General features: G+C 71.1%; 16 protein-coding genes and 4 pseudogenes. 12 read left to right on the top strand and 8 right to left on the bottom strand.

Features of this window, described 5'->3' with window-relative positions; translation table 11 throughout:
• Positions 1-145: 145 nt before the first annotated feature.
• The gene (locus tag AB0F71_RS36005; protein WP_360244115.1) at positions 146-1,189 is read left to right on the top strand and encodes a zinc-dependent alcohol dehydrogenase family protein; all 1,044 of its coding nucleotides are present in this window, start codon (positions 146-148) and stop codon (positions 1,187-1,189) included.
• 27 nt (positions 1,190-1,216) lie between these two features.
• The gene (locus AB0F71_RS36000; RefSeq protein ID WP_360244112.1) at positions 1,217-1,867 is read left to right on the top strand and encodes a pyridoxamine 5'-phosphate oxidase family protein; all 651 of its coding nucleotides are present in this window, start codon (positions 1,217-1,219) and stop codon (positions 1,865-1,867) included.
• 156 nt (positions 1,868-2,023) lie between these two features.
• Here AB0F71_RS36000 and AB0F71_RS35995 read toward each other — a convergent pair whose 3' ends face one another.
• From AB0F71_RS35995 to AB0F71_RS35985, 3 genes and pseudogenes are all read right to left on the bottom strand, one after another.
• Positions 2,024-2,647 carry a hypothetical protein gene (locus AB0F71_RS35995; protein WP_360244163.1) on the bottom strand — a complete coding sequence of 208 codons (624 nt, stop codon included), beginning with the start codon at positions 2,645-2,647 and terminating at the stop codon, positions 2,024-2,026.
• A gap of 95 nt (positions 2,648-2,742) precedes the next feature.
• Positions 2,743-3,129, bottom strand: a pseudogene (locus tag AB0F71_RS35990) (thiopeptide-type bacteriocin biosynthesis protein); the annotation flags it as partial.
• Between the two features lie 88 nt (positions 3,130-3,217).
• Entirely contained in the window at positions 3,218-3,796 is a 579-nt protein-coding gene (locus AB0F71_RS35985; protein WP_360244109.1) for a hypothetical protein, read from the bottom strand.
• A 119-nt stretch (positions 3,797-3,915) separates the two neighbouring features.
• Between AB0F71_RS35985 and AB0F71_RS35980 the strand changes: the two genes are divergently transcribed.
• A complete protein-coding gene (locus tag AB0F71_RS35980) occupies positions 3,916-5,181 on the top strand; it encodes an APC family permease (protein WP_360244106.1) in 1,266 nt (421 codons plus the stop codon).
• Positions 5,182-5,188: 7 nt separating this feature from the next.
• Here the strand turns inward: AB0F71_RS35980 and AB0F71_RS35975 are convergent, their stop codons facing one another.
• Complete coding sequence (locus AB0F71_RS35975; protein WP_360244103.1) at positions 5,189-5,500, bottom strand: PadR family transcriptional regulator; 312 nt, start codon at positions 5,498-5,500, stop codon at positions 5,189-5,191.
• A 342-nt stretch (positions 5,501-5,842) separates the two neighbouring features.
• Here AB0F71_RS35975 and AB0F71_RS35970 point away from each other — a divergent pair, with 342 nt between their 5' ends.
• From AB0F71_RS35970 to AB0F71_RS35955, 4 genes and pseudogenes are all read left to right on the top strand, one after another.
• On the top strand, positions 5,843-6,070 hold the full coding sequence (locus tag AB0F71_RS35970) for a hypothetical protein (RefSeq protein WP_360244100.1): 228 nt from the start codon (positions 5,843-5,845) through the stop codon (positions 6,068-6,070).
• Positions 6,071-6,129: 59 nt separating this feature from the next.
• Positions 6,130-7,631, top strand: a pseudogene (locus AB0F71_RS35965) (ISL3 family transposase); the annotation flags it as partial.
• Between the two features lie 1,165 nt (positions 7,632-8,796).
• Positions 8,797-9,000: a hypothetical protein gene (locus tag AB0F71_RS35960; RefSeq protein WP_360244098.1), complete on the top strand. Its 204-nt coding sequence runs from the start codon at positions 8,797-8,799 to the stop codon at positions 8,998-9,000.
• A 420-nt stretch (positions 9,001-9,420) separates the two neighbouring features.
• Complete coding sequence (locus tag AB0F71_RS35955; RefSeq protein WP_360244095.1) at positions 9,421-9,624, top strand: hypothetical protein; 204 nt, start codon at positions 9,421-9,423, stop codon at positions 9,622-9,624.
• A gap of 43 nt (positions 9,625-9,667) precedes the next feature.
• Here the strand turns inward: AB0F71_RS35955 and AB0F71_RS35950 are convergent, their stop codons facing one another.
• Entirely contained in the window at positions 9,668-10,051 is a 384-nt protein-coding gene (locus tag AB0F71_RS35950) for an ABC transporter permease (RefSeq protein WP_360244092.1), read from the bottom strand.
• A 44-nt stretch (positions 10,052-10,095) separates the two neighbouring features.
• Here AB0F71_RS35950 and AB0F71_RS35945 point away from each other — a divergent pair.
• From AB0F71_RS35945 to AB0F71_RS35925, 5 genes and pseudogenes are all read left to right on the top strand, one after another.
• Positions 10,096-10,302: pseudogene (locus AB0F71_RS35945) on the top strand (helix-turn-helix transcriptional regulator); the annotation flags it as partial.
• A gap of 418 nt (positions 10,303-10,720) precedes the next feature.
• Positions 10,721-11,587: a hypothetical protein gene (locus AB0F71_RS35940; RefSeq protein WP_360244089.1), complete on the top strand. Its 867-nt coding sequence runs from the start codon at positions 10,721-10,723 to the stop codon at positions 11,585-11,587.
• A gap of 820 nt (positions 11,588-12,407) precedes the next feature.
• Positions 12,408-13,403, top strand: a complete 996-nt coding sequence (locus tag AB0F71_RS35935; RefSeq protein WP_360244086.1) for a hypothetical protein — start codon at positions 12,408-12,410, stop codon at positions 13,401-13,403.
• A gap of 409 nt (positions 13,404-13,812) precedes the next feature.
• On the top strand, positions 13,813-14,067 hold the full coding sequence (rpsR, locus tag AB0F71_RS35930; protein ID WP_360244160.1) for a 30S ribosomal protein S18: 255 nt from the start codon (positions 13,813-13,815) through the stop codon (positions 14,065-14,067).
• The gene (locus AB0F71_RS35925; protein ID WP_360244083.1) at positions 14,064-15,302 is read left to right on the top strand and encodes a GTP-binding protein; all 1,239 of its coding nucleotides are present in this window, start codon (positions 14,064-14,066) and stop codon (positions 15,300-15,302) included. The genes rpsR and AB0F71_RS35925 overlap by 4 nt, the downstream gene beginning before the upstream one ends.
• A gap of 24 nt (positions 15,303-15,326) precedes the next feature.
• On the opposite strand, the gene AB0F71_RS35920 is transcribed toward AB0F71_RS35925, so the two are convergent.
• From AB0F71_RS35920 to AB0F71_RS35910, 3 genes and pseudogenes are all read right to left on the bottom strand, one after another.
• Positions 15,327-15,788, bottom strand: a complete 462-nt coding sequence (locus AB0F71_RS35920; protein WP_360244080.1) for a hypothetical protein — start codon at positions 15,786-15,788, stop codon at positions 15,327-15,329.
• A gap of 82 nt (positions 15,789-15,870) precedes the next feature.
• Positions 15,871-23,931 carry a DNRLRE domain-containing protein gene (locus AB0F71_RS35915; protein ID WP_360244077.1) on the bottom strand — a complete coding sequence of 2,687 codons (8,061 nt, stop codon included), beginning with the start codon at positions 23,929-23,931 and terminating at the stop codon, positions 15,871-15,873.
• Positions 23,932-24,428: 497 nt separating this feature from the next.
• Positions 24,429-24,944: pseudogene (locus AB0F71_RS35910) on the bottom strand (hypothetical protein); the annotation flags it as partial.

Raw genomic sequence — 24,944 nt, 5'->3', positions numbered from 1 at the left:
CGCCGTGGCACGTCGGGCGAAAGGGGTCCATCGGCCCAGTGCGAACACCCCACCAGCCCCCTGGCAGCGGGCACCGGCGCGGAGAACGCTGGAAGGGCGAACGGAACCGCCCCGGCTCCGCCGCCCGAGAGGAGCCACCGTAGTCATGAAAGCGCTCACCTACCACGGCCCCGGCCGCCGCACCTGGGGCGAGGCCCCCGACCCGACCGTCCGCGACCCCGAGGACGCCGTCGTCCGGGTCGACGCGGTCACCATCTGCGGCACCGACCTGCACATCCTCAAGGGCGACGTCCCCGAGGTCACCGAGGGCCGCGTCCTCGGCCACGAAGCCGTCGGCACCGTGACCGAGACCGGACCGGGCGTGCGCACCATCGCGGCCGGCGACCGCGTGCTGGTGTCCTGCATCTCCGCCTGCGGCCGCTGCACCTACTGCCGCGCGGCGAGCTACGGCCAGTGCACCGGCGGAGGCGGCTGGATCCTCGGCCACCTGATCGACGGCTGCCAGGCCGAGTACGTCCGCACCCCGTTCGCGGACACCTCCCTGTACAAGCTGCCGGACGGTGTACGGGACGAGGACGCCCTGCTGCTCGCCGACATCCTGCCCACCTCGTACGAGGTGGGGGTGCGCAACGGCCGGGTCGGCCCGGGTGACACCGTCGCGATCGTCGGCGCCGGGCCGATCGGGCTCGCCGCCGTCCTCACCGCCCGGCTCTACAGCCCCTCCCGGATCATCGCGATCGACCTCGCCCAGAGCCGCCTCGACGCCGCCAAACGCTTCGGCGCCGACACGACCCTCACCGTCGCCGAAGCCACCCCGGAGGCCGTGCGGGCACTCACCCGGGACGGACTCGGCGTCGACGTCGCCATCGAGGCCGTCGGCGTCCCCGAGTCCTTCGAACTGTGCACCCGCCTGGTACGCCCCGGAGGCAGGGTCGCCAACGTGGGCGTGCACGGCAAGCCGGCGGTGCTCCACCTCGAGGACCTCTGGATCCGCGACGTCACCATCACCACCGGCCTGGTCGACACCCACAGCACCCCGCTGCTGCTCGACATGCTGGCGGTCGGACGACTGGACGTCGGCGGGCTGGTCACGCACCGCTTCGGGCTGGACGAGATGCAGGACGCCTACGACGTCTTCGCCGATGCGGCCGACACCGGCGCGCTCAAGGTCGCGCTCTTCCGGACGTGACCCGCCATGGACGGAGGAACCGCCACCATGACCGAACGCCCCGACCCCGTCGCCATCGCCCGCCGGATCGTCCAGCGCCGCGACCAACTCGGCCTGACCGAAGGAACGCTGGCCTACCGGGCAAGCATGGCACCGGCCTACCTGCGCCAACTCCTCAAGACCGGGCCCCAGTTCGATCCGCCCGCCTTCGTCCGGATCGCCACCGCGCTCGGGACGAGCTGGCCGGAGCTGCTGTCCGGCCACCGCCCGGACGCACCACCGGGGCAGGCCGAGGCCGACCCGCGCCCACTGTTCCACCTGACCGAGCCGCAGTGCTGGGAACTCCTCGGCAGCCACGGCGTGGGCCGGGTCGGCCTGCCCGTGGGACCCGCGCCCGCCGTCCTTCCGGTCAACTACACGGTGGACGCCCGCACGATCGTCTACCGCACCTCCCCCAGAGGCACCGCCGCCCCGGCCGAGGGCTCGCCCGCCTCGTTCCAGGTCGACCACATCGACGACCACCGCAGCGACGGCTGGAGCGTCCTGATCCTCGGCGAGGCCCACCACATCGACGACCCGCAGGAGCAGCAGCGGCTCGCAGCGCTACCGGGCGCCACACCCTGGGCCGGCGGCGCCCGCCCGCTGTGGGTGCGCATCCGGCCCACCGAGGTCACCGGCCGCAGGATCGGCGCAGGGTGAACGCTCAGCCTGGGTTGTCGGGGTGAGCCGGTCGGACTCCCGAGACGTGGGCGAGCCGGCCGACGGCGGCGGCGGTGAGTTCGGCTTCCGGCACCTCGGTGAGATCGCGCCTCCGTGGCCTGGTCGGCGGCCTCTGCCGATCTCAGACCGATCCGTTCAGCAACTTTCCTTTGAGAAATAGGAGTTGGACGCCTTCGCGCGTGCGGAGGCGACGGACGACGGTGCTGTTCGAACGCGGCGCTCCAGCGGATTCGCTCCGGGCGAGCCTGGGTCGAACGGGCACTTTTCGAGCACCTCCTGGGCTTGCTTCAGCACCTCCTCCAGCCGGTTGCGCAGGACGTCGGGGAGGGTCGCGTAGCCCAGCGCGCAGGCGGCGAGAGCCCGTTCGAGTGCCGCGCCGTGAACCGGGTCAAGACGGCGTCGGACACCCGCGTGGGCGAGGAGGTCGCGCAGCGCGTAGCCGTCGCCGGATTCACCTGTCCGGCTGGCCAGGTGAGCGAGGAGCTTTCGGGCGGCGAGCGTGTCCAGGTCGGCCGCGTCGAGCGCGGTCAGTGTCAAGCGGGTGGTGAAGACGGCCAGGCCCTCGTCCGGTTCAAAGGCGAGGCAGTGGTCGATCGCCCGTTCGGCTGCCCGCTGATCGCCGGGGCGGCACAGCGCGGTGAGCACCGCGTGGACCTGGAGGGTGACGTCGCCCTCACCGGTGAGGTGGACGGTGCGGCGGGCGTCGTCCATGCTGCCGCGCAGCGGCATGAAGACGGCGAGCTGGTCGTCGACCGACACCCAGCCCTCCTCGCGGCGCTCGAAGGCGATGGTCCAGGGAAGTGGTGGCGGTAGGCCTCCAGCGCGATCTCGCGGCCGGCCCACGCCTGCACGAGCTCGGCTCCGCCTGGCTCTTCGCGCAGCGCCGCCCAGCCGTCCGTAGGGTCCGCGAGGCCTACCGCTTCGGCGAAGACGGGCCGGGCGATGGCTGCCGGGGCACGGGAGGGAACGTTGTCGACGAGCCAGCGCAGGCCAGCGGTCGCCGAACCGGTGAACCCGACCGCGATGGCGACGGCGTGCGCGGCGAGCAGCGCCTGCCGGTCGGGCAGCTCGGGCTGGGTCAGCTGGGCGAGTACGGCTGCGGAGTCGGCGCGGAAAACCAGCACAGCCGCGGCCCAGGCGGGCCCTTCACCCCACCGGCCGGTCTCCGCGCAGGAGGTCGGGTACACGACCTCCGCGAGCAGGCCGGCCTGGTGGAGTTCGGCGGTCCAGCTGCTGATCACGGTGGCGGCGGGGGCCGAAGGCGCCCGGGGCGGGAAGGGCGATGCGCAGTCGCAGGTGCTGGCGCGGGTCGCGGAAGCGGACGAACCGTCACGCGGGCCGGCCGAGGCGCTCCAACAGGTCGGGCAGGTGGCGGGCGAGGACCGTGTCCTGGCGGGCCGGGTCGCCGTAGAGGGAAGCGAGGAGCACCCGTGAGGTGCCAGGGGCGTCGCCGTGGCCGCGCCGCACAATGCGGGCCGGGGCGGGTTTGGGCAGGCGCGGCCAGGCCGGGGTTCGGGTTGCGGTGACCGGGACGACGATCTCGTGGGCCCGGCCGCCGGCCCAGCCGAGAGCGGCCGGGTCGGGTTCCTCGACGAGTAGCGCGTGCGGACCCGAGCGCAGGTTGGTGCGGTCGCGCACGATGAAGGACAGGTCGATGGCCTGCTGGTGGTGGGTGGCCATGTTGCGCGCGAACCCGGCGTCCGCCGAACCGTCGACCGGCACCGTCACGCTGGTCGAGCTGCCGAAGGCGGGGGTGCCGGAGGCGGCCAGGCCCGCGCCGAGCACCCCAAGGCACAGGGCGACCGCGGCGGCCAGCACACCGGGTCGCCAGGCCCGCGACCGCGACGCGGCCGGACGACCGTCGGGCAGGACGCTGTCGCCGCTACGGGGCTCTTCCGCAAGGTCCATGACCGCCTGCCGCTCCTGTCCGCCACTCGGCCGGGCCTGTAACCCGGCTCATATATCGTCTGCCGATATCGGATTTCGTAGACGTAGTGGTGCGGGTGCGCGCCGCCAAGGAGTGGGTCATGAGAAAGCCACCTACCCAGGCTGGCGCCGGGCAGTTGCAGCGGCACCTGGGCGTGTTCGACGCCGTGGTGATCGGCCTCGGGTCGATGATCGGCGCCGGGATCTTCGCCGCCCTCGCCCCGGCAGCCTCGGCGGCCGGCTCCGGACTGCTGCTCGGCCTGGCGCTGGCGGCCGTGGTGGCGTACTGCAACGCCACCTCCTCCGCCCGCCTGGCCGCCCGCTACCCGCAGTCGGGCGGTACCTACGTCTACGGCCGCGAACGCCTCGGCGACTTCTGGGGCTACCTGGCCGGCTGGGGCTTCGTGGTCGGCAAGACCGCCTCCTGCGCCGCGATGGCCCTGACCGTCGGCTCCTACGTCTGGCCCGCCCAGGCCCATGCGGTCGCGGTCGCCACCGTGGTCGCGCTGACGGCGGTGAACTACGTCGGCTTGCAGAAGGCCGCCTGGCTCACGAGGGCCATCGTCGCCGTGGTGCTGGCAGTGCTCGCCGCGGTGGTGACCGCCTGCTTCACCAGTTCCGGCGCCGACACCAGCCACTGGACCATCGGCACCGACACGGGCTGGCACGGCGTGCTCCAGGCCGCCGGGCTGCTGTTCTTCGCCTTCGCCGGGTACGCGCGCATCGCCACCCTCGGCGAGGAGGTCCGCGACCCGGGGCGCACGATCCCGAGTGCCATCTCGGTGGCGCTCGGCATCACCCTGGTCGTCTACGCCGTCGTCGCGCTCGCCGTCCTCGCCGTCCTCGGCCCCGACCGGCTCGCCCACACCACCGCGCCGCTGGCCGACGCGGTCCGCGCCGCCGGGGTGCCGGGCCTGGCCCCGGTGGTGCGCGTCGGCGCCGCGGTCGCCGCCACCGGCTCGCTGCTCGCGCTGATCCTCGGCGTCTCCCGCACCACCCTGGCCATGGCCCGTGACCACCACCTGCCCCACGCCCTGGCCGCCGTCCACCCGCGCTTCCAGGTACCGCACCGAGCTGAGCTCACGGTCGGCGCGATCGTGGCGGTCCTGGCGGCGTTCGCGGACGTGCGCGGCGCGATCGGCTTCTCCTCCTTCGGGGTCCTCGCCTACTACGCCGTCGCCAACGCCTCCGCCCGGACCCTCACCCTCGCTGAAGGACGCCCGCCCAGGATCGTGCCGATCGTCGGAGCGATCGGCTGCGCGGTGTTGGCGTTCGCGCTGCCCGCCACCTCGGTGTTGTGGGGCGCGGTCGTGATCGCGCTCGGCGCCGCTGCCTACGGCATCCGCAAGACCCGCGCCCGCAGCTGACTGGATGTCAGGGCCGGAGCTGGTCCGGGGGCAACAGCTCGCGGGCCAGCTCGGCCAAAGCCTGCCGGTCCTCCGTCAGCGCCCGCTTGCCGGCTTCGGTGGCCCGGTAGACGCGGCGCGCCCGCCCGTCCACCACCCGCTGCTCGGAGGCCAGCAGTCCGGCCGACTCCAGCCGGTGCAGCGTCGGGTACAGCGTCCCCGGGCTGATCTTGTACCCGTGCGAGGCCAGTTCTTCGGCCATCCAGGCGCCGTGGATCTCCTCCTCGGCCGCGTGGTGGAGGATGTGCAGCCGCACCGCTCCCCGTTGGAACTCCCGCACCCCCGACCTCCCAGGTATTCACGAATCCGATATCGGCTACCGATACTACGCTCCGGGTCGGCTCGTTCACCAACAGGGCGCCCGCAACCGGACCCCCACTCCGAACGTCTACATTTATGTAGACGACAGTGTCGGAGGGCCCCCACCCGCACACCCGGGGCAGCACCGCCCTCCAGAAGACCACGCGTAACGACACCACCTGCCGCCCAGCTCGCCTACGACGGCTCGCACATCGACGGCTCGCTGTTCACCACCGTCACCGACTTCGCCCGCCACACCCACTGGCTCAACCATCCCGCCGAGTTATGGACCAACTACGGCCTGGGCGTCTTCGCGATCCTCATGCTCCCCGCCTGGTGGCAGGCCCGCCGCTCCGACGCCGCCACCATGACCGCCGCCCTCGCCGCACCCATCGCCGTCGTCGCGGCCTTCGCCGTCGCCGAGGTCATCAAGACCGCCGTAGGCGAGCTGCGGCCCTGCCTCTCGATGCCCGGCTCCTGCACTCTCGGGTGCGAGGCCGGGGGCTTGGGGTCTGTACAAGGAATGGCTCTGTCCCGTAATCGGTGGTAACGAAGGGTGACGGTTGTTGTTGGCGTGGCATGCGTGATGTCAACGGGCTTGTGACTGTGGTGTTTTCGGGACTGTCGGCGCTCGTCGTCGATGCCGTGACAGACGAGGGCGAGGTCATCCGCGTGTCGGCACGGACCCGGGATGATCCGGTGCCCTGCCCGATGTGCGGGCAGCCGACGGGGCGGGTGCACGGCTTCCACGGGCGGGTGGTCGCGGACGTGCCGGTGGACGGGCGGCGCGTCGTGGCGTCGGTGCGGGTCCGGCGCATGGTCTGCCCGGTCCTGGGCTGCCCGCGGCAGACGTTCCGCGAGCAGGTCGCCGGACTGATCGAACGCTACCAGCGGCGCACGAGCCGTCTCGCCGACCAACTCGGTTACATCGTCAAGGAGTTAGCGGGCCGGGCGGGCGCCCGCCTTTCCCGCGTGCTGGCCTGCGCGATCTCCCGCTCGACCGCCCTGCGCCTGCTCATGCGCCAGGCCCTGCCACGGCTGTGCGTCCCGCGCGTGCTCGGCGTCGATGACTTCGCCCTGCGCCGGCGTCAGCGTTACGCCACCGTGCTCGTCGACGCCGAGACCGGCGAGCGGATTGACGCCCTGCCCGACCGCACCGCCCAGCCCCTGGCCGCGTGGCTGCGCGAGCACCCCGGGGCCGAGTATGTCTGCCGCGACGGCTCCGGCTCCTACGGCGAGGCGATCCGCAGGCCCTCCCCGAAGCGGTGCAGGTCAGCGACAGGTGGCACCTCTGGTCGAACCTGTGCGGGAGGGTCCTGGCCGAGGTCCGCTCCCACGCTTCCTGCTGGGTGACCGTGGTGAACCCTGCCCGGCCCGGGGGTGTGCGCGAGCAGACCAGCCGCGAGCGCTGGAAGCGAGTCCACGAGCTGCTCGGCCAGGGCGTCGGCCTGCTCGAATGCGCCCGCCGCCTCGACGTCGCCCTGAACACTGTCAAGCGGTACGCTCGCACGAAGGAGCCCACCACAGAGCGTCGCGCGCCCCGCTACAAGCCCACGCTCGTCGACCCCTACCGTGACCACCTGCGCCGGCGTCGGGCCGAGGACCCCGCGGTGCCCGTCACCCACCTCCTGCGCGAGATCAAGGAGCTGGGCTACACGGGCAGCGCGAACCTCCTGGTCCGCTGCGTCACCCAGGGCCGTGCCGAGGGCGACAAGCCCGTCACCACTCCGCAGCGCTTCGCCCGCCTCATCCTCAGCCGCCCCGAGAATCTGCGCGACAAGGACGCAGCACTGCTGAAGGAACTCACCGCGGCATGCCCCGAGATGACCGAACTTGTTTGCCTGACCGCCGAGTTCGCGCAACTATTGACGCCGACCGAGGGGAACGACGCCAAGCTCACCGCCTGGATCACGTCAGTTCGCTCCGCCGACCTGCCCCACCTGCACTCCTTCAGCAACGGCCTGGAGCTCGACCGGGCTGCCGTCGACGCTGGACTGACCCTCCCGTTCCACAACGGCCGCACCGAGGGAGTCAACACGCGAACCAAGAGGATCACGAGGCAGATGCACGGCCGAGCCGGGTTCCCCCTGCTCCGGCACCGCGTTCTCCTCCGGCGATCACCACAGAGCGCTACCACCGATTACGGGACAGAGCCGTTCATCCAGCCGGAGGGTGCCGCCGTCGGGAAGGCTGTGAATCTTCTGGGCGATCGGACCCCTGATCCGCATCGCGTCGCCCGCCTCCCGGACCACGACGTTCTCGAAGGAGTAGTCGCCGCCGGCAACGAAGAACTTGAGCGGGACCAGGCGCTGGTCGGGAAGGTCCCTCCTCAGGAGGCGGCCGTCAGCATGTGCTGGCCTGCCCGCAGTGCGACGAGAGGCGCTACCGGCGTCTGGGGCCGAGATGGGGGAGTCCTCGACGGGCTCCTCGCACCTGATCGAAAGCGCTGTCGCGGCCTCTGGCGCACACCTGCAGCCGATACCAGCCGGCGCCGATGAGGCCGAGGCTCGGCAGCCCGGCGATCGGACCGAGGGACGAGAGCATCGAAGCCGAGCTGATCGACCTCGGCAAGAGCCTGGTTGCAAGCCTCCAGGGCTGGTGAGCACCGGAGTGCACGGCCGTCGGCCGGGGGCTCTACCCGGCAAGCCCTCCAGGGCTGATGACGACCCGAGGGTAAGGCACCAGGTCACCAAGTGTACCGAGTGGCCGGGTGGTGGCTGTTCTGCAGCGACTGGTCGGTAGTGCATCGTCGCAGGTCAGTGCGTTTTCCGGAGACCTTTCCCGTGGTTGCAAGCTGTTCTTGGTCTTGTGCCGGTGTTGCAGGGTGATGGTGCGGCTCCGTCGCCTGTGTTGACCAACCGGCGATGACAGCAGTGAATCTCGAAGTTGTAGCACATATAGGCAATTACTGGTGTGCTTAGTGAGAAATCAGAGGATTTGCTCCGATGGCCAACTATTCTTCTCCATTGGCGAGTTGAGCGAGCATGATGATCATTTTGAGTCCCTGGAGGGCGCGGTGCGGGTGAGGGTGGTTGTTGCACCGGATACGTCGAGCGTGCGGTGGGAGGACCTGCACGGGGCGACGCGCGGAGTGGTGTACCGGTTGCTGAGCGGCTAGGACGAGGCCCTCGTCCAGGCCCTGCATGACGGCGGGTGGCAAGGGAGGTCGCTGAGGCCGGTGGGGGTGGCGGGGCCGCTGTTCGTGGGTGCGTCGCACCGCAAGGCCTGTGCGCGACCACGCTGTGGAGCTTCAAGAACGACAACCAGGACCCCTGGTTGCGGGTCACCCGAACCCGGCGTGCCGTACCCGCCTTCATGGCCACCGTGGACGGCAACGCGCCGCTGCGCCGCGGCTGGCACCTGATGCGCCGTTCCCTGACCCGCTACGACGCCCAAGGCTCCCTGCTCGGCGACAGGGCGGCCAGCGCAAAGTCCGCCCCGGTCGAAATGTGCGGTCACCGGAAGGAACTGCCGAGCTGACGTGCAATCAGACAAGTCAGCATGAGGTCAGCATTGGGATGAGTTCACCCTGCTGCACACGTGAACACATGAGAGCACTCACCCCGAGTCCCCGAACGCGACAACAAGCGGTGGGGAGCCACCTGGAAGCTCCTGGACAGGGACACCACACTCGCCCGCCGCGCAGTCGTCCAGCAATCCCTGCGCAGGCGCCCCCGGCCGCGCAACCCCTCCACAGCCTGGACACGGCGCCAGGTCATCCCCTCGCTCCTCGTCCTCAAGATCGAACACCGTCACGGTTTCGCCCCCGAGAACATCCCCCAGGAACTACCCGACCGGTGGTTCCGGATCTTCTGACCGGATGCCAACTGCCCGTTCCCACCCCACTCGCGCAGGTTCCGGCGCACGGTCGCGATTCTGCTCGTCCAAGCCGCCGAAGACATGGACGCCCAACAGGCAGCCGAGTATCTCGTCTTCCCGCCCGGCACCAACCTGCTGACCGCCCCGGCTCAGCAGCCGGCGCCCGCCTACTCTGGCGAACGCACGGACGAACTTCGCGAAAGCCTCTACCGGCTCGCCGACCACCTCGCAGCCATCCCCGCGGCCGACCACGCCGCCGACCTACTCGCACAGCCGAATCCGTGACCCGTTTCAACGAAGTCGAACATAGTGCTACGAGTGACCGGTTCTACTCGGTCCGCAGCGCGGTGGCGGTCCGGGAGCGCGCCGCCCAGCCGGCCGGCAGCAGTGCCCCGAGCAGGGCGATCGCGATCCCGCCTGCCAGCAGCGGAAGCAGTATCCCGGGGGTGTAGACGTGGGTCACGCTCGACGGCAGGTTCCTGCCGATCGCGCTCCCCATCTGGGTCAGCGTCACCTTCTCCACCGCCATCCCGATCGGGACCCCGATCAGCCCGGCGATCAGGCCGGTGAGGCTCACCGAGGTCAGCACCATCGCGATGGTCTGCTTGGGCGTCATCCCGAGGGCCTTGAAGATCCCCAGGTCGTGGATCCGTTCCCGGGTGTCCTGCACCACGGTGTTCAGCACGCCGAGCGCGGCGACCGCGATCATCATCAGTCCCCGAACCGGACGCCGAGCCCGACGCGGACTCCAGTCTCCTCGCGGGGATCACCGACCGGGAGCGCGAGGTGCTGGCACTGGTCGGACAGGGACTGTCGAACGGTGAGATAGCCGGGCGGTTGGTGATCAGCGCGGCGACGGCGAAGACGCATGTCGCACGCTTGTTCGCCAAGCTCGAAGCTCGGGACCGCGTCCACCTCGCGATCATCGTCTTCGAGGCCGGACTCGTGCCGCGTAGACGGTAGGGCAGGATGAGAGGAACGATCGAGACCACGAGTTCGCCGCGTTCCAGATGCGGCAGCCACGCGTCCAACACGTTGCCCTTGCGGTTCTCGTTGGACTCGACCAACGAGATGCGCTCGATGGCCGAACTGCCTATACCCTCACAGGACGCCCTCTCAGATGGCGAATGAGTGCTTGAGTTGGCGAGCTGAGCGGTCGCCGTCGATGGAGATGGCGACTTGGAGGTTTCGTCGATCAATGAGGGCGGTGCGCCGAAAGGGTTTGTCATGAGGCCGGATGTCGACGAAGATCCCCTCATGACGACCAGAAAGGGCCATGCCCGCTAAGCGCCCCGCTCCGCTCTCCACCGCTCGCGCGCCGCCGCTCACTGCTCACCGCAGGGACCGATCGCCGTGACCACCCACCGAGGAGAGCCCGTCCGTGCCGAACAATGCACTTGTTCCCTACGCCCACCTCCCCCGAGCACACCACAACCGCCACGTCCTGACCAGCACCATCGACGTACTCGGCGCCGCCCACTGGCTGCTTGCCGAACGCGCTCCGCAACCCGGCGACGAACTCCGGCCCTTCGACGCGCTGGTTGTCTCCGTCCACACGGGCGGCAACGTCGAACTCACCGAGCTGAGCGCCGTGCGAGCCCGCTGGCCACGCCTGGACCGCCTGTCGGACAGTGGGTTCGTCGTCGCCGCGTCGCGCGCCGGACGGGACGAGGATGCGAACCAGGTCCAGGTCTTCGACGCCCTCGGGCGCGAGACCTCGTCCTTCTCCGTCGGAGACGCCATCGAGCACCTGCTCGTTGACGAGTCCGACCATATCTGGGTCGGTCACTTCGACGAGAACCCGGACGGAATCCGCCGCTGGAGCGCCACGGGCCGGCTCACCTGGACGTCGGACGGCGCCCGCATCCCCGGCCTCTTCGACTGCTACGCCCTGAACGTGTCCAGCACCACCGCCTGGGCGTGCCCCTACACGGACTTCCCGCTCGTCGAGATACGCCCCGACCGTACCGACAAGCCCGTGAGGGTGTGGTCGAACCGCGTTCGGGGCGCCAAGGCGGTAGCCATCCACGGCGAGCGAGTGGCCTTCTACGGCGGCTACGGCGAGGAGCGGGACCGACTCGCCTACGGAGAGCTCACCGAGACATCTGTCGAGCCAACCGACGTCGGCCGGCTCTCCCTGCCCGATGGCCCAGCCTACAGCCGCCGACGGGTCGTCAGCCGAGGAAGCAGGATTTATGTCCAGACCGAGCCGTTCGCCACGTGGGGCGTGTTCGACCTCAGCAGCTGACACCCAGATCAGATGGTCTGTTCCTGGGCCTGGTGAGTGCCGCCCGCCGGTGCCCGACCTTGACGCCCTGGACCACCTCACCGCCGCCTCCCACGGCGCCCGACGCGTCGGCGAGCGCGAAAACCTCGGCCACCTGCGGACCGCGCCGGACGACGCCGCCCGGGCCGACGGACTCGCTGGCCCGCATGGGGCGTTGCCCACCGTGTTGGGCATCGTCGCAGCGATCAACTCCGCTGTGCGATCCGGCGGGCGGTTTATGGCGCATCACACTAGCTCGTTCGAGTGAGGAAAGTACTCGATCACCCCGTGTGCGCAGCCCGGGCGATAGACCGGTCCGGTGACGAACATGGGCATGCTCGATCAGCGGATGAGGTTTTCGGCCGGCAGGGTCGGTGCACTCTGGGAAGGGGTACCTCCGGCCTCGGAGTTCGCCACCGTTGTGGGCACCCGGACGGTGCGACCGTTGCCGGCGCCTGTCGTGGGGCCGGTGGGCAGCGGTCGCGCTCCGGTGTGCGTGGACCTCCTGCACTACCGGCAGTCGGCGACGGAGGCGTTGCGTGGGCTGGCCCGGTCCCGCACCACAGCGGAGTTGCTCGATTCGGCGCACCTGATGTGGTGCGGCCCGGCCTGCCGCGAGACCGTGGCGTGCACGTTTCTGCACTACCCCAGGACCACTCCAGCGCCATCGGTCCCCCGTTCGGCCCGGTCCCGGTACAACAAGGACACTGCGGACCTGTTTCTCCTCATGGGAGGTGGCGGCTACGAGGCGGGTACCTCGAAGTCCCACGAGGCGAACCTCTGGCCTCTCCTCCGCGCGGTCGTGGCCAGGGTCGACGCCGGGGAAGGAACGAGGATCGACTATTCCGACTGGGCGAAGAAGGGCGACACCACGGCCGCGGAGGTGGTGGCCTACGCCTGCCGGGACACCCTTCAGTGGATGGCCACCTGGTGCGGCGAACGGTACGCGAGCCAGCCGGCCGTCCTGCACTACGTCGCCCTGAGCACGATCTGCGACGACATCTGCATCCCGCCGTTGGACCTGGTGCGCGGCGACTTCCGCATGTACGGCCGTTCGGCCGCCGACGTCGTCACCGCCATGGACGAGCAGGGCTGGGGGCACGACGCGGTGCACGCGCTGCTCGCCCTGGTCCGGGAGTACTTCTTCCAGTACGTCGAGAAACTCGACCACGCCCCCACCAACGGGCAGGTCGGCCTGCACGCCCAGCTCAACGACTCCCCGTCGGCATGGGACGCCAGCGTCTACCGGATGAACTCCGCCAACAACTACGGCTGCAGTATCGGGCTGGCCCGCATCTGTGACACCGGCCCCGCCTCGTTCAGCTGGCTGATGGACAGTTCCATCGCCGACGCCATCTCCATGGACCTGGCCAAGTCCGCCCTGGACGTCTATCGCCTTGATATCCACCAGCCCACCGCCAACCAGCAGTTGGCGGCCCGGCGGCAGAGGGCCTACCACTCGATCTACCTCGACCTGATCGACGACCTGGTGGCGAGCGGGGCGCACGACAGTCTGGTGCACTACGGCCGCGCCGGCCTGCTGTACGTGCCGATCATGGAGCGCTACCACGAACGCCGCCTCGGTAGCCGCGTCCCCGTGCAGCCGGCCGTGTCCGCACAGCTGAGCAGCCTGTTCGGCGACGAGCCCGTGGACCCGTCGACCGAGCAGCGTTACCAGGCCCAGCGCGCCACCCCGGCCGCCGGGACACAACCGGTCCTGGGCGGGCCGACTGGCCTGGGCACCTCCGCGGCCAGGATCATCCTCCGTGGCAACACGCCGCCGCGAGGCACTGCCTGACCGGCCACTGCCGCCGGGCGCCCTGGCCCGGCTCGTCGGGTACGCCTACTCCGGCTCTGCCGCGCTGAGGGAGTAGACCAGCGGAACACACGGGTGCCCGGCCGGGCCGGGAAGCGGGCGACCAGGGAGAAGTCGGCTCTTGCCGGGACCCCAGCCGGAGGCCGGCGCGCTGAATCCTCGCTCCGACCTCCTCGGCGGCTACCACGCCTGGCACGCCCTTGCCCGCCCCGACCAGGACTGGACCCAGTAGCGAAATGGTTTTCGTTTTCATTAACTGCTAGTGTCGACTTACCACCGCGGACCAGAAGGCGGCCCTGTCCGACGCCTTCGAGGAACCGCGCGGTCCCCCGTCGCCCGACGTACGCACCTCTCACCAGATCTCACCAGAAACAGGGAAGTCGTGACCAAGATCGCCCCCGCCCGCCGGGACCGCAAGGCCCGCCCCAACCCTCTGCACGAGGCCCGCATCACGTACATCGACTACAAGGACACCAACCTCCTGCGGAAGTTCATCTCCGACCGCGGCAAGATCCGGAGCCGCAGGGTCACCCGGCTCACCGTCCAGCAGCAGAAGGCGATGGCGCGGGCCATCAAGAACGCCCGCGAGATGGCGCTGCTGCCGTACGTCTCCGGCGCCCCGGCCGCAGCGAGGGCGGGCCGGTGAGCGGCCGGCTTCCGGTCACCGTGCTGTCCGGGTTCCTCGGCGCGGGCAAGACCACCTTGCTCAACCACCTGCTGAACAACCGCGAGGGCCTGCGGGTCGCGGTCATCGTCAACGACATGAGCGAGATCAACATCGACGCAGCCCTGGTCCGCGAGGGCGGCGGTGCCCTCTCTCGGACCGAGGAACGCCTGGTCGAGATGACCAACGGCTGCATCTGCTGCACCCTGCGCGACGACCTGTTGGAGGAGGTCGACCGGCTCGCCCGGGCCGGGCGCTTCGACTACCTGCTGATCGAGTCCAGCGGCATCTCCGAGCCGATGCCCGTCGCGGCCACCTTCGCCTTCGCCCGCGACGACGGCGCCACCCTGGGCGACGTGGCCCGCCTGGACACCATGGTCACCGTCGTGGACGCCGCGAACTTCCTGCCCGAACTGCGCGGCGGCGACGAGCTGACCGCACGCGGCCTCGACCAGTACGAGGACGACGAACGCACCGTCAGCGACCTGCTGATGGACCAGGTCGAGTTCGCCGACGTCCTGGTCCTGAACAAGACCGACCTGGTCACGGCCGAGGAGGCCGACCGGCTCGCCGCCACGCTCGGCCGGCTCAACCCCGCCGCCCGGATCGTCCGCGCGACCGGCGGGCGAGTTCCGCCCGCCGAACTCCTGGGCACCGGCCTCTTCGACCTGACCAAGGCCCAGGAGGCTCCCGGCTGGGTGGCCGAGCTCAACGGCGACCACGTGCCGGAGACCGAGGAGTACGGCATCACCAGCCTGGTCTTCCGCGCCGAACGGGCCTTCCACCCCGGCCGGCTCTGGGAGTTGGTGAGCGAGCGCCTCGACGCGGGGGAGTTCGGCACCGTACTCCGCTCGAAGGGCTTCTTCTGGCTGGCCGCCCGCCCGGCCGTCACCGGCCTGTGGTCCCAGGCCGGTTCGGTCGCCCGCTTCGAACCCTCCGGCATGCGCCCGACCACGACCCTGCCGACGGACCTGGCCGGTCTCACCGACGCCACGGCGCTGACGGGCCTCGGCGACGAGCAGGTGCGGAACGGCCAGGAGCTGGTCTTCATCGGCACCGGGCTGCGGGCGGACGAGCTGCGCACCGCGCTCACCCACTGCCTGCTGGACGACGCCGAGCACGCGGTCGGGCCGCACGTCTGGACGGCGTTCGAGGACCCGTTTCCCGCCTGGGACGAGTACGAGCTCCAGCAGGAGCACGACCACTCCCACGCGTAGGCATCCACCCGCCAGGAGCTGTGGTCAGGCGGGGCCGGCCTCCGCGGCGGTGCGCAGGCGGCGGATCTCCGGGTTGCGGCGCAGGTCCGGGAACCTGGCGCAGAGCTGTCGCACCACCTCGGCCAGGAACGCCCGTGCGGCCTCGGCGAGTTCGGCGTACGCCACGGTGCCCGTTCCGCCGCGCTCCTGACGGATGCGGACGGTGTCGCCCCGCCGTTCGAAGCGGTACTCGCCCGCGCCCCCGGCGGCGGAGTAGCGGGCGCGCTTGGCGTCGGCCAGCTCCCGGGCCGCGCCGAAGAGCCCGAGCGCGATGTCCAGGACCGGACCGGTGCCGCTGAAGTCGGCGCCGTCCAGGCGGAAGGTGTACGGGCCCCGGAAGGCCTCGTAGGTGAGGTCGTAGAGGTCGGCGGTCGCGAAGTCCATGGTGGCGTTCGGGCCCCGGTCGGCGCCGCCGGTCTCGGCGGGGGAGAAGGAGAGATCGATCATGGTGCGGTCCGTTGCGGGAGGGGATGGGGATACGGCGGATCGCCGGGGGCCGACGCGCGGCCCCCGGCGATCCGGTTCAGGGTCAGTAGGGGTGGGCCGTCCTGGCCGTCCTCCTGCCCCGCTTGGTCTTCACCACGACGCGCAGCCGGGTCGTGTGCCGGCCGTTGCCGTCCCGGCCGATGATCCGGCCGAAGTCGTGCTCGTAGATCCGGCCTTCACGGCCACCGGTGTTGGGCCGGCTCTTTCCCTTCTTGATGGTGGTGTGGATGAGGTACTTGACCTCCTTGACGTTACGCGAGCGGAAGCGGCTCTTGCCCGCGATCCGGCTGCCCGCACCGTGCCCGCCGAGGATGTGCGGCAGGTCGATCTGGCAGGAGTTCCGGTTGTGCGCGACCACCCAGTCGTCGCCGGAGCGGACGCTGTAGGTGTGCTGGTCGCCGATGGTGAGGTTGACGACCAGCTGGTCGGGGACCTCGCCCAGGTCGGTCACCCGGGTGACGGTGATCGGGGTGCCGGCCGGGGTCACCAGGGCGTCGCCGACGCGCACCTCGGCGGCGTCGGTCCAGCCCCGGCCGCGCACCCAGACGGGGTGCTCGGCGGTGGCGCGCAGCGCCTGACCCGCCTCGGCGCCGCGCTGCGTCCCGGTGCCGAGACCCGCGCCGGTGCCGAGACCCGCCTCGGTGCCCCGACCCGCCTCGGCGCTTCGGTCCGCCGCGGTCTCGATGTCGACCAGGTGCTTGGTGCCGTACCCGTAGATGACCGACAGGACCGGCTCGGGCCGGGTCTCGCCGGTGGCCGGGTCGGTGGACAGCACCTCGTCGCCGACCTGCACCGCGCCGATCGGCAGCTGTCCGCCGTCGCCCATGAGCACCGGGGTGTCGGGGGCGAAGGAGTTGCAGCCGGTGCGGCGGAACACGGACCGGGCGCGGGAGGCGAACCTCCTGGTCCGGCTGGCGGCGCGGGTCGCGCGTGCGGCGGTGAAGCCGGCCCGCACCGCGGTGTTGGCGCCGACCAGGCCGGCCGCGGCGGTGACGCCCATCTCGGCGGCCTTGCGCCAGTTGCCGGTGGCCGCGTACGAGACCGCCGAGATGCCGGCGGCCACCGAGCCGATCGGGCCGGGGATGTACGACGCCACCTCGGAGACCCTGGCGACGACGTGCACCGTCTTCTTGAGCCACTTGGGCATGCCCCAGTTGCCGTCGAGGTCGGTGCAGTTGATCGGGTCGCCGGTGCAGTAGTCGTACGGGCTCGCGTTGCCGCCCGGCATCGGGTCGACCTGGAGGAAGCGGCCGAGGGCCGGGCTGTACAGGCGTGCGCCCATCAGGACGTCGCCGTCCTGGGCCTCGGCGGAGCGCTGCTTGCCGCCGAGCCAGCCGTAGCGGACCGCGGCCTGGCCGTCCTGCGGGATGCCGAACTCGTCGAAGTCCAGCACCACCGGCTTGGTCAGCGCCGGGTCCGTGGTGAGGACCACCGAGCCGAACAGGTCGGTCAGCTGGAGCTGGACGTCACCTGACTTGCCGGTGGTGGCCACCAGGTCGGAGTCCGGGCCGGAGACGTTGCGGGTGACGGTGCCCTGGGTGGTGTCCTCGACCGTCCAGCGGACCTCGTCGGAGTCGTCGCCGTAGTGGTTCAGCTTCGACGTGGCGTTGGCCCAGGTGCCGTCGGCCTGCTTCTTGGATGTGGTGAACGCGGTGAAGCGGTGGGCGGCGTCCAGGGCCCACTGCTGCTTGGTGTCCCCCTTCTCCTGGGCGGCGACCTTGTCGTTCGCCCAGTAGGTGTTGGCGGAGCCGGTCGCGGTCCTCACCGTGCGCCCGAAGGCGTCGTAGGCGAAGGCCGCGTCGGTGAGCCGGTCGGCACTGTCGTAGGTGTGGTTCTCCGCGACGGCCCCGGTGGTGCCGCAGGTGCCGTCGGGGGCCGAGGGCAGGGTGGTCTTCGACAGTCGGTTGGAGTGGCCGTCGAACGCGTACTGCCGGGTGACGCAGCCGCTGGTGGTGGTCGACTGGCGGGCCTTCACCAGGCGGCCGAGCCGGTCGTACTCGTAGCTGCGGGTGGCGGTGGAGCTGGTGTTCCTGGCCACCTGGCCCTGGGTGGAGACGTCACTGGTCTGCGCCCAGACCACGGAGTTGTCCGAACTGCGGGTGTAGGTACGGCCGGTGGCCTCGCCGACGGCGTTGAAGGTGTCCTTGCGGACGATCCCGCCGGGGTAGGTCTGCTCCACCAGCTGGCCGTCCGGGCCGTAGCTGGCGGTGAACTCGCCCGCGACGCTGTCGTTGACCGAGGTGACCAGGCCGCGCGGCTCCTTCGCGCGGTCGTAGGTGTACGTGGTGGACCCGGTCGGGTCGCTCACCTTCACCGGCTTGCCGAACCGGTCGAACTCCGTGGTGGTGGTGCCACCGTCGGCGTCCGTGTACGAGACCAGGCGGCCGAGTGCGTCCATGACGCGGGTGATCGACTTGCCGCCCGCCGTGGTCCGCACCGCGTCGCCCGTCGCCGGGTCGTACTCGGTGGTGACCGGGGGCAGCGGCTGGCCCTCGTCCGAGCTGATCTCGGTGGAGACGACCCGGTCCGCGGCGTCGTAGCCGATGACGGTCTTGCGGGACTTGCCCGCGTTGGTCTCGGTGGTCTCCTCCGGCTCGCCGAACGGCGAGTAGCGGGTGACCCGCTTGACCGGGAGCGTCGTCGGCATCCGGGTCGAGTCCGCCCCGGTGACCGCACCGCCCGGCAGGGTGGCGCACGGGCTGCCGGCCCACTCCGGACGGTTGCCGCACAGGGCGTCGTCCGGGTTGGCCCCGGCGGTGTAGAACACCGACTTGACGGTGCCCGCGTCGTTCCCGGTCGAGCCCGGCTTGCGGGACTCGACGGCTCGGCCGGCGGCGTCGTGCTTCACGTACGCGGTCAGCTTGGCGCCGAGCGCGTCGGTGGTGACCGAGGTCGCGGCCTTCACCGTCCAGCCGGAGGTGCCGCCGATCGGCGCGTCGTAGCCGGTCCTGGTGACGCGCAGTTCGACGTCGTCGGCGTAGCCGTCGATGCGGGCGCCGTCGGTGGCGGTGGTGACCAGGTGGTAGGCCCGGCCGTCGGGCTTGCCCTCGTCGTAGGTGTTGGTGTTGTGGTCCCGGGCGACGACCGGGGTGCCGGCCGGGAGGGTCGGGTTGAGCGTGGTCTTGGTCAGGGTGACCCGGTCCAGACCCGCCTGGTAGTACGGCGCGACGGCGGCCGGGTTCTTCCCGGTGACGGTGAGCCGCAGCTCGTGGTCACCCCGGGCGAGCCGGACCGTCCCCCCGGCCGTGAAGGCGGTACTGGTGACGCTCGGGCCGTAGCCGTCGAAGGTGCCGCCGACGTTCTGGCCGTCGACCGACAGCTGGACGATGCCGTAGTCGGGCGCCTTCGTCAGCAGCGCGCCGAGCTGGTACTCGCCCTCCTCGGGCACCGAGACCCGGAAGGAGGCGTTGTCCCCGACCTCGTTGGCGCCGAAGAACACCTGCGCGCCGCCGGACCAGCCGGCCCCCGCGCAGCACTGGGCGAGCGTCTGCACCCGAACCGGGTCGGTCGCGCCCAGCTGGACCAGGCTCTCGCCCTCGGCCGTGGCGGACGCGGGCGCGCTCTGGCCCTCGACCTGCTCGGCGAGCGAGGCGCGGTAGACCGGGCCGAGCGTGTCGACGACGTCGAGGCCGTCCGCGGAGAAGACCGTCCGGTGGTCCAGCAGCCGGGCGCGGGAGGCGGAGTCGGCCGGCAGGCCCAGTTCCGCGACGAGGCGCTCGGATTCCGGGTGGGTGCCGAGCGCGATCGCGCGGTCCGTCGCCTCCAGGGTGCGGACGGGGTGGCCGTAGCGGTCGTACTCCTGGGTGTCGATGTCACCGCCGGGGGTGACGGACGGGCTGGCCGTGTTGACCTCGTTGCCGGAGGCGTTGAGGTAGTGGACGGTGGCCGGCTTGTACCCATCCGGTCCCGGCTTGGCGGCCGAGGCGGTGCCGGTGCCCGGGTCGTCCTCGGGGCCGTACACGGCGGTGGCGTCGGTGGGGGCGTCGGTCTGCGCCCACTTGGCCACGTCCGAACCGGCCAGGTCGTACGGACCGCCCGACGCGCGGGTCAGCGGCACGTCGTAGACGACGGCCGTCGCGGTCTCGCCGACGACCTGGTCCTTGGAGCCCTGCGCCAGCGCGGCGCGCCGCACCTTGAGCAGGCGGCCCGGGTCCTGGTCGGCCGCGGCCTTGCCGTAGTCGAAGTCCCACGGCAGGTCCCCGGCCGGGGAGATCCGGGTGACCCGGCCCGCGTCGTCGTAGCCGTACGCCGTCTTCAACGGCTGGGCCAGGCGGGGGTCCCAGACCTGGACGAGGCGGCCGCGGTCGTCGTACAGGTAGTGCGCGACCTCGACGGCCTCCTGCTTGGACGTCGCCGGGTTCCACGACCAGACCTTGACCGACTTCACCCGGTCGGTGAAGTCGCCGGGGGCACCGGCGGCGGCCGTTGTGCTGGTCGCGTAGTCGTAGTCGGTGACCTCGCAACCGCGCGGCAGCGGGTCCACGGCGCAGCCGTTGGCGTCGTCCACGCCCGGTTCCACGGGTGCGATCACCCGCTTGACCAGCGCGCGCCGGTCGGTGGAGTCGTAGACGTACCGGGTGGTCGACGCGGCGTCCGGACCGGTGGAGGACTGCACGGTGTACACGTCGGAGTCGCCCTGGCGGGCGAACACCGTGGTGGAGCCGTCCAGTTCGGACAGTGTGTAGGTACCGCCGGTCGCCTTGAGGCCGAGGTGCTCGGCACCGGGCTCGGGGTAGAGCGTGCCGTCCTGCGCCCGGGCGAAGGTGACCGAGGTGTCGTCGGTGGCCTTGAGCACCGCGGCGTCGGCGCTCGGGAAGGCGAGCGAGACGTACTCGGCCGCCTCGCCCTGTGCCCCGCCGGCCCACTGCGGACCGAACGGTGCGACCAGCTCGCGCACCGACATGCCGTCGAAGTAGACGGGCTTGTCGGCGTTGTCCGAGTGCCCGTTGTAGAGCCGGACCTGCGCCTCGGTGGCGTCCGCGGCGAGCGTGACGTCGGTGGTGAGCTCCGCCCAGGCGTCGGTGTACGGCGCCTTGCGCGAGACGGTCGTGGTGAGCGCTCCGGCCTTGCCGTGGACGACCACGATCCGCATGCCGCGGTCGTCGTACCCGGCGGTCAGGCCGGTCGAGGACGGCACGTAGACCCAGGCCTTGACCCGGTAGGTGTGGCCGGGCTTCATGCCCAGCTGCAGGCCGCCCGAGCCACCGAGCAGGGCGTAGGTGTCACCGGACTTGTTGGCGTCCGGCAGCACCTTGAGCGAGTCGGTCGAGGAGCCCTGGCCCCGGTCGGTGGCGCGCAGCGCGGTGCCGGGGGTCGCCAGGAAGCCGGTGGTGTCGGTGGACACCTGCTGCTGGTTCGCGGTCAGCCGCTCGCCCTGCTCCTGCCAGCCGCGGCCGGTGCCGCGCGAGGAGGAGGAGCGCTTGGTGGCCATGCCGAACTCGTCGGTGTCCGTGACGTCGACCGAGTAGTCGCCGGTCAGGAGGTTGACGGAGCCCGGCCCGACCGGGGTGCCGGCCGCGCCGTCGGCGTTGGGGTCGGCGGTGAAGGTCGACCAGGCCGTCGGGTACGCGGGGTCGGTGTCCTTGTCGGTGTAGAGCAGCGCGCGCACCTGCACGACGCCGCCGACCTGGCCGAGTGACTCCAGCACCGACCAGTTGGCGTGGGTGCCGAGGTCGGCCAGCCGCGGCCGGGCACCGGTGACCGGCGTGTTGTCGGCCTTGGCGAGGTGGGCCGCCGGGACGTCGAACTCGGTGGCACCGGGGCCGCGGCGGTACTGCCAGGTGACCCGGGTGAACTGGCTCTGGGCGTCGACGGCGAGCTTGACCCGCTTCGCGGCCTGGGTGCCGTCCACCGGCGAGGTCACGCCCGCCTTGCCGACCCGGAAGGTGTAGACGGCCGGGTCCGAGAGGTTGTCGGCCCGGTCCTTCGTCTGCACCTTCAGCACGTGGGTGCCGTCGGTCGCAGGGGTGATCGAGGCGGTGGTCGCGCCGGTCGCGTCGACCGTCGTCGGCGACTTGCCGTCCACGGTGTAGAGGTAGCCGATCACGTCGTCGGTGCCGGCCGGCGGGGTCAGGGTGAAGCGCCCGGCCTGGCCCGCGGCGCCGTGCCAGGCCTCGTCCGACGGGTAGTCGGGCGAGGTGACGAAGGGCGCGCCGGGCTTGGTGGTGTCGGCGACGACGACCACGTCCTTGGGGGCCCACGGGGAGTTGTCCGTGCCGTCCCAGAGGCGGGCGCCCATCGAGTAGGTGACGCCCTCGTCGAGCTTCGCGATCCCGAAGTCGGCGGGCTTCACCTGGGCGTAACTGCCGTTCGGGACCTCCTTGTAGACGCGCTTGACGAAGACGCCGGCGCGGTACAGGTCGAAGTCGGCGCCGACCCGGCCGCCGCCGTCGGGGTCACTGGCCAGCACCTGGAAGGTGGGCGTGGCCGAGGAGGTGTAGCGGGGGTTGCCCTGGTGGGCGGGGAACACGTCCACCGCCGGCGGGGCCGTCGGGATCGTGTTGTACGTGACCGACAGAGACGGCGGGTTGGAGCCCTCGGCGGAGTCGAAGCGCTTCCAGGAGTACGGGCTGGTCTCGGTGGAGGCGCGCAGGCCCAGGGCGTTGTTGGTATAGCCGTTGTCCGACCACGCGGTGACCAGGCTCGTCACGTCCTGACTGGCCCAGGCGTTGCCGCAGCCCGCGGCCTCGTTGCCAGTGGTGGTGCTGCTGGTGGCCCACATCTTGTTCCAGCCCGGCTGGTTGTTCCAGCGGGTGGCGGTGGACGCCAGACCGGTGTCCCAGACCTCCCAGGACCACGGCTCGCAGGACCACGAGTGGAACATGTAGAGGTTGAGCTTCGCCGAGAGGATGTGCTTGCCGTGGTACGGCCCCTCCGGGAAGTGCAGGAACGACCGGGCGACCTGGCCGCTGCCGTTGTTGCCGAGTTTCAGCTCCGGCGAGGAGGACTGGTCGGTGTCGTAGCCCTGCTGGACGAAGGTGTCGAAGGACGGCCCGAGGGTGAGCGCCGGGTCGATCGTCACCGGGTAGCTGGTCGCCGGATCGGTGAGGAAGCCCGCTTCCGGGGTGAAGACCAGCTCGGCGTCGGAGCCGGAACCGCGCAGTTCCATGGCCACCGGCGCACGGTGGTTGTGTTCCTGCGAGTTCGGGTCGACCCTCGCGTCCCACATCACCGGGGCGGGGATCTTCGCCTGGACCTTGCCGGACGGACGCTCGGTCAGCTCGATCGAGCCGTCGTCCTTGCGGACCGCGTCCAGGCCGCTGGTGTCGATCGGCAGCACGATCGTGCCGGCCTGCGAGACGGCCGAGCGGTCCTTGACGATCAGGAACTGCTCGAAGCCGGTCCGGGTGGCCTCCAGGACGAGGTCCACGCCGGGGCGGGCGTCGGCATAGGTCGCCTTGCTGCCCTCCAGCTTGGGCTTGGGCAGCCGGCCGAGCCAGCCGAACTGCACCTGCTGCTCACCGCTGCCGATCTTCACCAGCTCGCGCTCGGCGGGCTTGGCGGGGGCGGCGGGCTCGGCGGGGGCGGGCTCGGTGGGCTTCGCGAAGGGCGTGGACTGCGCCGGCTGGGCCTCGGGCGTCGGCGCGCCGACGGGCGGGCGGGTCTCGCTGCGGTTGGCGCGAGCGGCGGCCGGGGCCGCTGGGGCCGCCGAGGGCGCCGAGGCCGCCGAGGCCGCCGGGGCCACTGAGGCCGCCGGCGGGGCTGCGGGGGCGACGGCGTCACCGGCCTTCACCGAGGCGTCGCCGCCGGCGAACGTCAGACCCTCCGGGTGGACCTTCGGTGCGACCTTGCCGTCCGAGGTCTCGACGAGCGTGGTGTCGACCGGGACCCAGGCCTCGCCGACCTTCACCCGGACCGGTCCGGCCGCGGTGTCCTGGGTCAGCGTGCCCTCGGGGTTGGCCCAGAGGGTGGTGGTGGCGGTCCGAGCCCCGGTGACCTCGATCCGGTGGCCGTTCAGCCGCGCGGCCAGCAGCGCCGACGTGGCGTCCGGCGCCTCGTTGACCGGCGCGGTGTTGGGTGCGGTCGCCGACGCCTTGGTGCCGCCGGGCGCCGCGAAGGCCTCGGAGGTCATCGCGTCGAGCGCGACCCCCGTCTCGACCAGCATCGCGAGCGCCGCTATGACGGCTGTTCGCCGCAGTCTGCGCGTAGTGAAGGCCCCGCCCCCGAACTCGGGCGAGGCCTGCTTCCTCGATGGCAAGAGAGTTATCTCCGTGAATAGTGATGGTAAAGATTTTGCTGCCCTCCAAAGATCGCAGAGCCGTTCGGCCCGGAAGACCAGATTGGATATCGAATCGGCAAAGTCTGCAGGGTGATGGTCCCTTATGTCCGAATATCAACAGGGATCGGCGACTCTGCGTCAGTTGGCCACCAGGGGAGCCGATTTGTTCGCTCGCGAAACAGGATTCCCGTGCCGCTCCCGAAAGTCACTCCGGGGGTCTCGAAGTCCCGAGTGCGCTCATGAGTCCCGCACGAGTGCGCAGTTCGACGGAGGTGCGGTTGCGCTGGCTGCGGACGTACCCTGGACCACCTCGACGTCGCCCTCGAACTCGGCGGCCCCGCCGGGGCTCCGGCCGTCGAGGGCGTCCAGCGGGTCGAAAACGCTTACGGGTGGGTGTTCTTGGTGTTGGGCTGGGTCTTCTGGTTGTAGATCTCCTTGCCGTCCGCGTCGTAGGCGTGGACGTAGGGGCTCGGGGGGAAGGACTTCGGGTCGGAGGAGCCGGTGGAGATGGCCGCCGTGTAAGCGAACGCGCCGTCCGCCATGACGGCCGGGTACTGCGTGGGGTCGTCGCCGTAGCTGATGGTGACCTTGGCGACCTCGGGCGTGTAGTGCCCGGCGCCCACCGACAGGAGCTGTCCGGCACCGGCCGGCGTGCTGAAACTGTCGAAGAACTCGATCAGGTGACCGGCACCCCACAGGCGGTCGTTGATGAACGTCGCGGGCACGGACATGCTCCTGCCCTTGTCGCCCTTCGACTCGCACTGCACGTACTGCTTCGCGGAGTTGACCGCGATGACGACACCGTCGGTCTCCTGCGCGGCGACGGGAGCGCGGACCGCGATCACCGCGTGGTACCGCGATGCGTCGGAGCCCAGGCAGGAGGCCAGGATCCTGGCGAC

Source organism: Kitasatospora sp. NPDC028055 (assembly GCF_040637885.1).
GTDB lineage: Bacteria > Actinomycetota > Actinomycetes > Streptomycetales > Streptomycetaceae > Kitasatospora.
Note: the sequence above shows the minus strand (reverse complement) of the source record. Positions and strands in the feature narration are given on the sequence as shown.